Genomic DNA, 13,961 nt, shown 5'->3' on the forward strand with positions numbered 1-13,961 from the left:
AGATGTGTATAAGAGACAGAGTATATACTGCGCTTATGGTTAAGTAAGTGCAGTTTTTACGTGAGAAAATAAATTAAAACAAAGACTAACAAGCTGAAAGGATAAATGTAAAATAAATTATAATAAATGAAGGAAGTAAAAACGACGAACAAATAGCATGATAATGTATAAATGAGTTATAGCAATACACTTTTCTGTTTGTTTAATATGTTTACAATACAGGAAAGTGTATTTTTTAATGTGAAAGTTCAAGTCTGACTTTAGTGCAGAATATAAAAGATGAGCTACTATCTATTTCAAGGCAGACTAGGGCGATGGTAAACTAGATTGACGCATATTTAGGATGTCCTTTATAATGTGTAAATGAGGAAAACGCTACGAATAAAGTGAAAGGAGGCATAACTATGAATATGAGAGCAGAACGTGTTGGTGAACAGATGAAAAAAGAGTTAATGGACATTATCAATAACAAATTGAAAGATCCAAGAGTTGGATTTTTAACAATTACTGATGTTCAACCTACAAATGATTTATCATTAGCAAAAGTTTATTTGACTGTTTTAGGCAATGATAAAGAACGTGAAGATACTTTTAAAGGTCTTGAAAAAGCAAAAGGTTTTATTAAATCAGAAATTGGTCAACGTATGCGACTTAGAATTGTACCCGATTTGCAATTTGAATATGACGCATCCATTGAATACGGTAATCGTATTGAGCAGTTGATTCAAGATTTAAACAAGAGAGATTAACAACATGCGCTAGAATACGTAGCCTGATTCTCTGAAGGAATCAACGTATTCTAGTTTTTTTGTGAAAAGGAGTAGATGAAATGTACCACGGCATTTTACCAGTAAATAAGCCACGCGGATTAACCAGTCACGATGTCGTTTTTAAGTTGCGTAAAATTCTAAATACAAAGAAAATCGGCCATACTGGCACATTAGATCCTGAAGTGGATGGTGTTTTGCCCGTTTGTATTGGACAAGCCACAAAGGTCAGTGACTATGTCATGGAAATGGGTAAAACGTATCATGCTGAGGTCACACTCGGTTTATCCACAACGACTGAAGATCAAACTGGTGATGTATTAGAGCAAGTTAGATTACAACCATCCGATATTAATGCTAAGCAAATTGATAAAGTTTTGCAAAAATTTGAAGGTTGGACGACACAGATTCCTCCGATGTATTCTTCAGTAAAAGTAAACGGAAAAAAACTCTATGAGTATGCAAGAAAAGGTGAAACCGTAGCGCGACCGGAAAGAAAAATTTATATTGAACACATTGCACGGTTGTCAGAGTTGCATTTTGAAGATGCAATGATACGTTTTGAAATTGAAGTGACATGTGGTAAAGGAACGTATATCCGTACACTAGCTACAGATATTGGAAAAGCATTAAATGTCCCAGCACATATGTCACGTCTGACCCGAACGGTGAGTGGTGGTTTATCTTTAGAACAAGCCTTAAGTTTGAGTGAAATTGAAATGCTACATGAAGAAGAACGTTTACAAGAAAAACTGTTGCCGATCATCTATGGTCTGAAAGCTTTACCTATATATCAAGTCATGGATGAAGTTTTAAAATTAAAAATTAAAAATGGACAGAAGTTTTTAAAAAATGCATTTGATGTTTCTTTTGACTCCCAAATTGTTATGATAGATGGTGAAACAGGTCGTGTTATGGCCATTTATGAAAGACATCCATCTCGTCAAGAGGAAATAAAGCCTAAAAAGGTTTTTAATTAAAGGAGATTATCGATTATGGAAGTTATTGAAATTACACATCCCATCCAACCCAACCAATATATACAAGAAGATATTGCGTTGGCTTTGGGATTTTTTGATGGCCTACACCGTGGTCATCAAGCACTTTTAGAACAATTAGAAGCGACTGCAAAAGAAAAGGGACTCAAAAAAGCGGTTATGACATTTGATCCACATCCATCAGTTGTATTGAATCCAAAACAAAAAAGAACTACTTATTTAACCCCTTTAGATGACAAAGTTGCTTTATTGGGCGAATATGATATTGATTACTGTCTCGTGGTTAACTTTTCATCTCGTTTTGCAGAAGTATCGCCTGATGAATTTGTTCAGTCTTATTTAGTAAAAAATCATGCACGCGCAATTATTGCAGGCTTTGACTTTACATTTGGTAAATATGGCAAAGGGAACATGGCGATGATGCAAGAATATCAATCGCAATTCGAATGTATTACAGTAGGAAAAAAAGAATTGAATGATGAGAAAATATCAACGACTGCTATACGAAACGCGTTAAAATCAGGTGATTTAGCAAAGGCCAATGAACAACTTGGATATCGTTATCGTATTAAAGGAACAGTTGTTCAAGGAGAAAAACGAGGCAGAACGATTGGTTTCCCAACTGCTAATATTGAACCGAGTGATGATTACGTTCTTCCTACAAAAGGCGTTTACGCAGTGAGTCTAGTCATTGGTTCGAAAGAAAAAGTGTATAGAGGGGTATGCAATATTGGTGTGAAACCTACATTTCACGAAGATTTGCCTCAAGTCGTTATTGAAGTAAATATTTTTGATTTTGAAGAAAATATTTATGGCGAACGTGTCACTATTTATTGGCATCATTTTATTCGACCAGAGCTGAAATTTGATGGCATAGACCCGCTTGTTGCCCAAATGAATCAGGATAAAGAACGTGCAAAATATTTATTGGCTGTTGATTTTGACGATGAAGTATCTTATAATAGTTAAGTCTATTGATATTAGGACAGAGACCTTTATCTTGGTAGGTTGAGACTCCGACGCCTGACTCAGATAGAGGCACAATTAACAATTAAAGGAGGAAATTGACAAATGGCAATTTCACAAGAACGTAAAAATGAATTAATTAAAGAATATCGTACACACGAAACAGATACAGGTTCACCTGAAGTACAAATCGCTGTATTAACTGCAGAAATCAGTGCATTAAACGATCACTTACGTATTCACAAAAAAGACCACCACTCACGTCGTGGTTTATTAAAAATGGTTGGTCGTCGTCGTCACTTATTAAACTACTTACGTGACAAAGACATCCAACGTTACCGTGAATTAATTAAATCATTAGGTATCCGTCGCTAATTTTAGAGAGTTAAATTAAGACGAATCAATGGGGCTGGGACAATTATCGTACCCGGCTCTTTTTTTTACTATTAAATGGCAAAAATGTAAGCTATAATATTGATAGTAAAAGGGTACGAAATGTAAAGAGGTAGGAGAGGAGATTTATCATGTCTCAAGAAAAAAAGGTTTTCAAGACGGAATGGGCAAACCAACCGTTAACAATAGAAACTGGACAATTGGCGAAACAAGCAAATGGTGCTGTACTCGTTCGATACGGTGATACCGTTGTACTATCTACAGCAACAGCTTCAAAAGAGCCACGTGATGGTGACTTTTTCCCGTTGACTGTTAATTATGAAGAAAAAATGTATGCGGCTGGGAAAATTCCGGGTGGATTTAAAAAGAGAGAAGGACGTCCAGGTGATGAAGCTACATTAACTGCACGTTTAATTGATCGTCCGATACGACCATTATTTCCTGATGGCTATCGTCATGATGTCCAAATCATTAACACAGTATTAAGTGCAGATCCAAATTGTTCTCCTGAAATGGCAGCAATGATTGGTTCTTCAATGGCACTGAGTGTTTCTGACATCCCATTTCAAGGTCCTATCGCAGGGGTAAATGTCGGATTAGTTGATGGCCAATATGTCATCAATCCAAACTTAGAGCAAAAAGCAGTATCACGTCTAGACTTAGAAGTTGCAGGCCATAAAGATGCTGTTAACATGGTTGAAGCAGGTGCAAGTGAGATTACTGAAGCTGAGATGCTAGAAGCGATATTATTTGGTCACGAAGAGATTAAACGCTTATGTGCATTTCAAGAAGAAATCATTGCACATTTACAACCAGAAAAACAAGAATTTATTCCAGAAGAAAAAAATCAAACGCTTATTGATTCTGTAACTGAAATGACTCAAAATGAAGGACTAAATCAAGCGATTCAAACGGTTGAAAAACAAGAGCGCGAAGAAAACCTTGATATGATTAAAGAACGTGTCCTTGCAAACTTTGAAGACGAAGAAGATCCTGAAAATGAGGCTTTATTAAAAGAAGTTAATGCGATTATTAATACGTTAATCAAAGAAGAGGTAAGAAGATTAATTGCGGACGAAAAAATCCGTCCAGATGGTCGTAAGCCAGATGAGATTCGACCTTTATCATCAGAAGTTGGTTTATTACCACGTGCCCATGGATCTGGCTTGTTTACACGAGGTCAAACACAAGCGTTATCTGTTTTAACACTAGGTTCAATTTCAGAATATCAAATCATTGATGGTTTGGGTGAAGAAGAGCATAAACGTTTTATGCATCATTATAACTTCCCGAACTTCTCTGTAGGTGAAACAGGTCCTGTTCGAGCACCGGGGAGACGTGAAATTGGTCATGGTGCTTTAGGTGAACGTGCATTGAGATATATCATTCCAGATGAAAAAGATTTCCCATACACTGTGCGTATTGTAAGTGAAGTTTTAGAATCTAATGGTTCTTCATCACAAGCTTCTATTTGTGGTTCTACTTTAGCTTTAATGGACGCAGGAGTGCCGATTAAAGCACCAGTTGCAGGTATTGCAATGGGTCTTGTCACACGTGATGATCAATATACGATTTTAACGGATATCCAAGGCATGGAAGATGCTTTAGGTGATATGGACTTCAAAGTAGCGGGAACGACTGAAGGTATCACAGCGATTCAAATGGATATTAAAATAGATGGTTTAACTAAAGAAGTGATTGAAGAAGCGCTTGAACAAGCACGTAAAGGACGTTTAGCGATTTTAGATCATATGATGCAAACCATCAATCAACCTAGAACAGAACTAAGTGCTTATGCACCTAAAGTTGAAACAATGCAAATTAAGCCTGAAAAAATTCGAGACGTAATTGGACCAGGCGGTAAACAAATCAATGAAATTATTGATGCGACGGGTGTTAAATTAGATATTGAACAGGATGGTACAGTATTTATAGGCTCAACGGAACAAGATATGATCAATCAAGCGCGTAGTTGGATTGAAAATATTGTCAGAGAAGCAGAAGTCGGACAAATTTACGATGCGAAAGTTAAACGTATTGAGAAATTTGGCGCTTTTGTTGAGTTATTCCCAGGTAAAGATGCTTTAGTTCATATTTCTCAAATTTCAAACGAGCGTATTAATAAAGTAGAAGATGTATTAAAAATCGGCGATACATTAAATGTAAAAGTGACTGAAATTGACAAGCAAGGCCGTGTGAATGCATCTCATAAAGTGTTAATTTCACAATAAGTTTTTAGAAATACATTGGTGTGTCAAACCACCAACGTCGTTTCTGTTTAGCGAACCCCTAAAGCTGAAGTGCATAATTTCAGCTTTAGGGGTATTTATATTACATCGAAAAAACAAATTAAAGTAACTATGGATGAAATCATTGATAGCGCTAACTTGATCAAAAGCAAATACAAACAACAACGCTGTAATGATTTTAAAAACATTTCGATGACAACATACGTTATGCTTGATGGGTTCAGCGGCAGAAAGCAAATCATTTTCTGTTCCACTCGTAACACTTTAATAGTGTACAGAGTTTGTATAATCAACTATAATAAAATATGAATGTAAAATGGACGGGCTATATATTGAGTAGGAGGTAAAATTTTGAATTTAGTAAAAAAGAAAAATAAAGATATACGAATCATACCGCTAGGTGGTGTAGGAGAAATTGCCAAAAACATGTATATCATTGAAGTTGATGATGAAATGTTTATGTTAGATGCAGGATTAAAGTTTCCTGAAGATGAAATGTTAGGTATCGATATAGTGATTCCTGATATTCAATATGTATTAGAAAATAAACATAAATTAAAAGGTATTTTTCTAACACATGGTCATGAACATGCGATTGGCGCGGTTTCATACGTATTAGAACAAGTAGACGCACCGGTATATGGTTCGAAATTAACAATAGGACTTGTAAAAGAAAACTTAAAAGCACGTCAAATTAATAAAAAAATTAGATATTATGTAGTTAATAATGAATCGGTGATGCGTTTTAAAGGTGTAAATGTGACATTTTTCAACACAACACATAGCATTCCGGATAGTTTAGGTGTATGTATCCATACATCTTACGGTGCAATTGTTTATACAGGTGAATTTAAGTTTGATCAGAGTTTACATGGCCAATATGCCCCGGATATGAAAAAGATGGCAGAAATCGGCGAAAATGGTGTCTTTGCACTTTTAAGTGACTCCACTGAAGCGGAAAAACCAGGTTATAATACGCCAGAAAATGTCATTGAAAGCCATATGTTTGATGCATTTGCAAAAGTAAAAGGGCGTTTAATTGTCTCATGTTATGCTTCTAACTTTATTCGTATACAACAAGTTTTAAATATTGCGAGCAAATTAAATAGAAAAGTATCATTTCTAGGCCGTTCATTAGAAAGTTCATTTAGCATTGCTCGTAAAATGGGATATTTTAATATTCCAAAAGACTTGTTAATACCGATGAGTGAAGTCGAAAACTATCCTAAAAACGAAGTCATAATTATTGCAACAGGTATGCAAGGTGAGCCAGTTGAAGCGTTGAGTCAGATGGCACGCCAAAAACATAAAATCATGAATATTGAAAAAGGCGATTCAGTCTTTTTAGCTATTACAGCTTCTGCCAATATGGAAGTGATTATCGCAAATACACTTAATGAGTTAGCGCGTGCAGGTGCATATGTGATTCCAAATAATAAAAAAATTCACGCTTCAAGTCATGGTTGCATGGAAGAATTAAAATTAATGTTAAACATGATGAAGCCGGAATATTTTATACCGATTCAAGGTGAGTTTAAAATGCAAATTAGTCACGCTAAACTCGCTAGTGAATCAGGCGTCAACCCAGAAAAGATATTTTTAGCTGAAGCTGGAGATGTTATTTATTTTGATGGGGAAGACATGGCATTAAATGAAAAAGTTAATGCTGGTAATGTTCTAATCGACGGTATCGGTGTTGGAGATGTCGGAAATATTGTTTTACGCGATAGACATTTGTTAGCAGAGGATGGTATTTTTATTGCTGTCGTAACACTTGATCCAAAGAAACGACGCATTGCAGCCGGTCCAGAAATTCAATCAAGAGGTTTCGTTTATGTTCGTGAAAGTGAAGCTTTATTAAAAGAAGCAGAAGATAAAGTGCGTGAAATTGTGGAAGCGGGATTACAAGAGAAACGTATTGAGTGGTCTGAAATGAAACAAAACATGAGAGATCAGGTAAGTAAACTGCTCTTTGAAAGCACACGAAGACGTCCAATGATTATTCCTGTGATTTCAGAAATATAAACGTTTAAACCAGTGTGATGTTCAAACAAGAAAACGAATCTTACTCTTTGAAATACTCGCATTTTAAAGAGTAGATTCGCTTTTTTCATCATACAGGTATTTTACATATTTAATAGAAAGTAGAAGGTGACGATGAATGCCGCAAACGAAAAAACGAAAATCACAAACGTCTCGCAGCAAGAAACGAACTTCTAAAAAAAAGCAAAACGATACACCACTCAGATTTATTTTGTCTATTGTTTTTGTAGTTATTTTAACTTTAGGTATTTTTCAATTAGGATTAGTGGGTATTGCAATTGATAGCTTTTTTAATTATCTGTTTGGCGTAACACGTTATCTGACCTATCTATTGTTATTACTAGGGACAGGTTTTTTTGCTTATAATGGAAAGTTACCTAAAACAAGAAGGCTAACGGGGTCAATCATTTTACAAATTGCACTATTATTTGTAGCCCAATTGCACTATATGATGATTGGGGATGCAGCAGCGAGACGTCAGCCTGTTTTATCTTATATATACCACACATATGAGAAGGATGGTTTTAACTATTTTGGTGGCGGTTTGCTTGGCTATATGTTTATTCATATTTTAACGCCATTGATTTCTATCGTAGGTATCGTCATACTCACATTAATATTATTAATTTCGAGTGTCATTTTGTTATTGAAAAAACGTCATAGAGATGTTGCAAAGATTGGATTAGAAAATATTAAGCAGACGACAACACATGTGTATGATCGTTATGGTCATCATCGAGAGCAACGACGCTTACAAAAGCAAGAGAAAAAAGAACAAAAACGACTTGCTGATGTACAATCCAAAAATGAACAAATCAAAGACGTATCTGATTTTCCAGAGGTTTCGTCAGCAGAAGATGAAATACAAACAGATTATCCTTCAATTCCAATTTTAGGACATAAAACGGCTTCGAATGTCGGGCATCAAACATCTAAAAATGAACAAGAAAACAACACAAAATCTAATCCAATTCAAAGGATTAATCAGGCAGATGAAAATGTTGACATCCCTTCAGACCAAACAGATGCTGAAGGCAGTATATCTGAAGCGGGCGAGGTGGCCAATCATGCGTATGAACTTCCGCCGCTTTCTTTATTAGATGCCCCAAAACAACAACAGACGACTTCAAAAGCAGAAGTCCAACGAAAAGGAAGATTGTTAGAAACAACTTTGAAAAATTTTGGTGTCAATGCGAAAGTGACGCAAATTAAAATCGGTCCAGCTGTGACACAATATGAGGTACAGCCTGCACAAGGTGTGAAAGTAAGTCGAATCGTTAATTTACATAACGATATCGCTCTAGCATTAGCGGCAAAAGATATTCGAATTGAGGCACCTATCCCAGGAAAATCAGCTGTCGGTATTGAAGTACCTAATAATAAAATTGCGTTGGTAACTTTAAAAGAAGTATTAGATGAAAAATTCCCAACACAAAATAAATTAGAAGTAGCATTAGGCCGTGATATATCTGGAGAACCGATTACTGCAGAACTTAATAAAATGCCACACTTATTAGTCGCAGGTTCAACAGGAAGTGGGAAATCGGTTTGTATCAATGGCATCATCACAAGTATTTTATTGAATGCAAAGCCACATGAAGTAAAACTTATGATGATTGATCCAAAAATGGTAGAATTAAATGTATACAATGGAATTCCACATTTATTAACTCCCGTTGTAACTAACCCACATAAAGCGGCACAAGCATTAGAAAAAGTGGTTGGAGAAATGGAAAGAAGATATGATTTATTCCAACATTCAGGTACACGTAATATTGAAGGTTACAACGCATTAATGAATCAAAAAAATAATGAGTTGGATGAAAAAGAACCATTATTACCCTATATTGTCGTAATTGTAGATGAACTTGCAGATTTGATGATGGTAGCAGGTAAAGATGTTGAAACGGCTATTACACGCATCACACAAATGGCGCGTGCAGCTGGTATTCATCTCATTATAGCGACACAACGACCTTCAGTAGATGTCATTACAGGTTTAATAAAAAATAACATTCCATCACGTATCGCGTTTGCGGTGAGCTCTCAAACGGACTCACGAACAATTATCGATAGTGGTGGCGCGGAAAAACTGCTCGGTAAAGGGGACATGTTATTTATTAAAAATGGTGGCTCTACGCGTACGCGCGTGCAAGGTGCATTTTTAAGTGACAATGAAGTGCAAAAAATCGTTTCATACGTCGTCGCACAACAAAAAGCGAATTACGTTAAAGAGATGGAGCCAGATGCACAAGTGGATGAAGCGGATATGGAAAGTGATGATCCATTATACAAAGATGCTTATTTATTTGTTATTGAGCAACAAAAAGCAAGTACCTCGTTATTACAACGCCAGTTTCGAATTGGTTATAATCGAGCATCGAGAATCATGGATGATCTAGAACGAAATCAGGTCATCGGACCACAAAAGGGGAGCAAGCCAAGACAAATTTTAGTTGATTTAAATGATGGAGAGGTGTAAGACATGTCGGTAAATCCTGACGTTAATATTGTGAAAGAATGGATACTTAAAGAAATTGAAGAAGAGCGCATTAAACCTGGTGAATCTTTACCGGGTTTATTGGCACTTGCACGCACATGTAATGTAAAGACAGATGACGTTCAGGTTGCGATTCATGAACTCGTCACTGAACAAATTGTCACACAAAATTTTGAAGAGGGCGCAAGAGTTAAAGTACCTCAGCCGTTCTTTTATCCTTTAGATGAATTAATGAGTATTGGACGCATGATATCTGATAAAGGTTATGAAAATGGTACCGTCTTTTTAAGCCTCGATGAAGAAGAAGCATCGCTTGATGATTGTAAAGTGATGAACCTCGAACCTAAATCACAAATTACTGTTGTTGAACGTATTCGAACGGCTAATGGTCACCCAGTTGTCTATTGTTTAGATAAAGTAGCGACCAATGTATTTGAACATTTTGGTACGCATCATCAACAGACTTCTATTTTGAAAGCGGTTGAGACAGTGAGTCAAAAGAAAATTGCTTATGCAGAAACTGAGATGGAAGCGATTAGTTACGAACCTTATATCTCAGATGCCCTTGAGTCAGACCCGCAAGATGGATTAATGCTTTTACGCCAAGTTCATTTCACTGAAGACGGCACACCTATTTTATACTCTTTAAACTATTTCAAGAGTAGCCTTGTGAAGTTTCGGACGATAAGAAAACGTCTATAACATAATAATTATAGTTTTTTAAAAGGAGGAGTTGCTTTGAAACAGCTTCAACAAGAACCATCAAATTCAATTTCTGTCATGTCAACGCACAAATTTAAAACGACGACAGTGACTTTTAAATTTATGGCGCCATTAGATGTTGAGACGATGACACAACGTGCATTATTGAGTAAATTATTAGTTCGCGCGACACAAAACTATCCTACTGATAAAGCATTTAACCAATATTTGTCAGAATTATACGGTGCTTATGTGAACAGCTATGTATCTAAATATAAAGATCGACATGTGATCACCATCAGTTTAGAAATCGTGAATGAACGTTACCTATTAGATGATGAGCCTTTATTTGAAAAAGGTGTCGCTTTATTAAAAGAGGTCATTTTAAATCCGTTTGTTTCTCATGAAGCTTTTAATGAAAACTTTCTAGCGCAAGAAAAGCGTTTATTAAAGAAAAAACTTAAAGCCATTGAGGACAATAAATCACAACTTGCATACTTGCAGTTACTTAAACATATGTTTGGTGATCATCCTTATCGTTATATGGCGGCAGGAGAGCTTGCAAATATTGATGACATATCAGTAACAGATATTTATCATACATATCAATCTATGCTAGAAAATGATTACTGCTCAGTTTACGTCGTAGGTAACGTAGATGAAGAAGCTACAGTACAACATATTCAATCTGAGTTCAATATTCAACCTTTTACATATGCGTCAACTTCATTTGGTCAAGATATAAACCAAGATCAACCTGTAAAGGAAATCGTTGAGACTGATCAAGTCGATCAAGCCAAATTAAATATAGGATTTAGATTTCCAACCCAATACGGTGAGCCTGATTATTACACGCTTATTGTTTTTAATATGATGTTTGGTGGCGATCCTTCGTCTGTATTATTCAATGAAGTGCGTGAACAAAAAAGTTTAGCCTATTCCATCCATTCGCAAATAGACGGTAAAAATGGCTTCTTATTTGTATTAAGTGGCGTTTCAGTTGATGATTATGAACTCGCAAAAGAAACGATTATCGAAGCATTCAATAGATTCAAGTCAGGAGATTTTACGGAAGATAAAATGGCATTGGCCAAAAAAATTATTTTATCGAATCGTAAAGAAGCAAAAGACCGACCTAAGCATATGATTGAAACGATGCATAACCAATTGTTACTTAAAGAACCGGAAAGTGAGTCTCAATTTGAATCTCGCATTCAAGCGGTGACACGTCAAGATGTTCAACGTCTATGTCAAAATGCACATTTAGATACCATTTATATTTTGACAAAGGGGGAAGCTTAATATGAACCATACGTATTATCAGCAAATTGATGAAACAGTTTATCATACAACATTAGAAAACGGACTCAACCTTTTTGTCATTCCAAAAAAAGATTTTCAAAAAACATTTGTGACGTATACAACACAATTTGGGTCGCTTGATCATCGATTCAAACCACATCAGTCAGACCAATTTGTTAGTGTACCCGATGGGGTTGCGCATTTTTTAGAACATAAATTATTTGAAAAAGAAGAAGGCGACTTGTTTACGGAATTTGCTGAGCACGATGCGCAAGTCAATGCATTTACGAGCTTTGATCGTACAAGTTACTTATTTAGTGCAACAAATCACATTGATGACAATATTTTGAGATTGTTGAAAATGGTGGAAACTCCTTATTTTACTGAAGAATCAGTGGAAAAAGAAAAAGGCATTATTGCTGAAGAAATAAAAATGTACCAAGAGCAGCCAGGTTATCGCCTAATGTTCAATACTTTACGCGCAATGTACCATGATCATCCTGTTAAAGTGGACATCGCAGGCTCAGTCGAAAGTATTTATCAAATTACTAAAGAAGATTTATATCTTTGTTATGAAACTTTTTATCATCCGTCAAATATGGTTTTATTTGTCGTTGGTGATGTTGAACCGACACATATAGGGCAATTGGTGAAACAACATGAAGATGCACGTGCAATTGAGGCACAGCCGGAAATTGAAAGAGATCCGCTCAATGAAAGTAATGAAGTCGTCCAGGCTAATGTCAGTGAGCGCATGCATATTCAATCACCTCGATTAATGATTGGACTTAAACACCCAGTTGATGATTTCACAGAACACCAACGTGTTAAAGAAGATATTGAAATGTCATTTTTCTTTGAGATGATTTATGGCGAAGAGACGAATTTCTACCAAGCCTTACTTAATCAAGACTTGATTGATGATACATTTAATTATCAAACGGTGATAGAACCCTCATATAGTTTTTCATTAATTACTTCTGCAACATCAAAACCTGAGCAATTAAAAAAATTATTGATTGATGAGTTAACAACAAATATGGGCCAAGTCAAAGATCAAAAAGCATTTGATTTATTGAAACGTCAATTTATAGGGGAGTATATTTCAAGTTTAAATGCCCCTGAATATATTGCGAATCAATCTACAAAGTTTTATTTTGATGGTGTTAGTTTATTTGAATTGTTGGAAATCATTGAAGGTATTACGCTAGAAACGATGAATGCGACTATTAAAAAACGTGTTCAATTAGATGCGATAGTCGATAGTCGATTGGAGATGGAAAAATCGTGAAAGCTTTAGTTGTTGGTGGATCGGGCAATATAGGTCGTGCAATTACGCATGACCTTCTTTCACGTGGCTATGAAGTTATAGTGACTTATCATAATACATCTATTGATGAGTTAGTCACAATGTACGAAAACCAGCCGGTTCAATTTGTGCAACTCGACTTGACAAAATCCATTCAACTTGAAGAAAAATTAAAATTTATTCAAAATTTAGATGTGTTAATTTATACGAGTGGACAAAGTTTATTTGGCATGCTCCAAGATATGACAGATCAGCAAATTCACGATGCTTATATGGTGCATGTATTTCATTTTATTAAAATGTCCCAATTTTTTGTAGATCAATTGCGACAAAGTGAGAATGGGCGTATTATCGTCATTTCATCTATTTGGGGTGAAATGGGGGCGAGTTTTGAAACCATATATTCCTCTATGAAAGCAGCGCAAATCGGATTTGTCAAAGCACTCGGACAGGAATTATCTCGAACGAACGTGACAGTGAATGCGATTGCGCCGGGCGTTGTTGCAGGACGTATGACGGATGCGTTATCAGAAGAAGCGCGTGAGGATTTACTCGAATCATTGCCACAGCACCGATGGATAGACCCAACAGAAATTGCACATGCAACGCAATACTTACTATCTTCTGAGGCGAAAAGCATTACGGGTACAGTTCAACGTATTAATGGTGGCTGGTATTGTTAATTTGCTATAATATGAATAAATAACGTATAGGCAAGCGTTGCAAGGGGGT

Annotated in this window: 11 protein-coding genes; all 11 read left to right on the forward strand. The window is 35.9% G+C overall.

Translation table 11 applies throughout. The annotated features are described in order from the left end of the window. Positions 1-404: 404 nt before the first annotated feature. The 11 genes from rbfA to ymfI all read left to right on the forward strand — a co-directional run bounded on the left by rbfA (position 405) and on the right by ymfI (position 13,912). Entirely contained in the window at positions 405-749 is a 345-nt protein-coding gene (gene rbfA / locus CD118_RS09510) for a 30S ribosome-binding factor RbfA (RefSeq protein WP_050331176.1), read from the forward strand. An 80-nt stretch (positions 750-829) separates the two neighbouring features. Next, complete coding sequence (truB, locus tag CD118_RS09515; protein ID WP_103356623.1) at positions 830-1,747, forward strand: tRNA pseudouridine(55) synthase TruB; 918 nt, start codon at positions 830-832, stop codon at positions 1,745-1,747. A gap of 15 nt (positions 1,748-1,762) precedes the next feature. Continuing rightward, positions 1,763-2,734, forward strand: a complete 972-nt coding sequence (ribF, locus tag CD118_RS09520) for a riboflavin biosynthesis protein RibF (RefSeq protein ID WP_016424927.1) — start codon at positions 1,763-1,765, stop codon at positions 2,732-2,734. 102 nt (positions 2,735-2,836) lie between these two features. Then, a complete protein-coding gene (gene rpsO / locus CD118_RS09525; RefSeq protein ID WP_016424928.1) occupies positions 2,837-3,106 on the forward strand; it encodes a 30S ribosomal protein S15 in 270 nt (89 codons plus the stop codon). A 149-nt stretch (positions 3,107-3,255) separates the two neighbouring features. Continuing rightward, positions 3,256-5,355, forward strand: a complete 2,100-nt coding sequence (pnp, locus tag CD118_RS09530; protein ID WP_060830015.1) for a polyribonucleotide nucleotidyltransferase — start codon at positions 3,256-3,258, stop codon at positions 5,353-5,355. Positions 5,356-5,724: 369 nt separating this feature from the next. Beyond that, a complete protein-coding gene (rnjB, locus tag CD118_RS09540) occupies positions 5,725-7,398 on the forward strand; it encodes a ribonuclease J2 (protein WP_016424930.1) in 1,674 nt (557 codons plus the stop codon). A 136-nt stretch (positions 7,399-7,534) separates the two neighbouring features. Continuing rightward, positions 7,535-9,898, forward strand: a complete 2,364-nt coding sequence (locus CD118_RS09545) for a DNA translocase FtsK (RefSeq protein ID WP_060830014.1) — start codon at positions 7,535-7,537, stop codon at positions 9,896-9,898. 3 nt (positions 9,899-9,901) lie between these two features. Next, complete coding sequence (locus CD118_RS09550) at positions 9,902-10,618, forward strand: GntR family transcriptional regulator (protein WP_103356624.1); 717 nt, start codon at positions 9,902-9,904, stop codon at positions 10,616-10,618. 36 nt (positions 10,619-10,654) lie between these two features. After that, positions 10,655-11,920, forward strand: coding sequence for an EF-P 5-aminopentanol modification-associated protein YfmF (yfmF, locus tag CD118_RS09555; protein ID WP_103356625.1), 1,266 nt, complete (start codon positions 10,655-10,657; stop codon positions 11,918-11,920). Between the two features lies 1 nt (position 11,921). Further along, entirely contained in the window at positions 11,922-13,211 is a 1,290-nt protein-coding gene (gene yfmH / locus CD118_RS09560) for an EF-P 5-aminopentanol modification-associated protein YfmH (protein WP_060830011.1), read from the forward strand. After that, positions 13,208-13,912 (forward strand): elongation factor P 5-aminopentanone reductase, encoded by a 705-nt coding sequence (gene ymfI / locus CD118_RS09565; RefSeq protein ID WP_103356626.1) that lies wholly within the window; start codon positions 13,208-13,210, stop codon positions 13,910-13,912. The genes yfmH and ymfI overlap by 4 nt, the downstream gene beginning before the upstream one ends. Positions 13,913-13,961 lie beyond the last annotated feature (49 nt).

Source organism: Staphylococcus coagulans (genome assembly GCF_002901995.1).
In the GTDB taxonomy this organism is placed as follows: Bacteria; Bacillota; Bacilli; order Staphylococcales; family Staphylococcaceae; genus Staphylococcus; species Staphylococcus coagulans.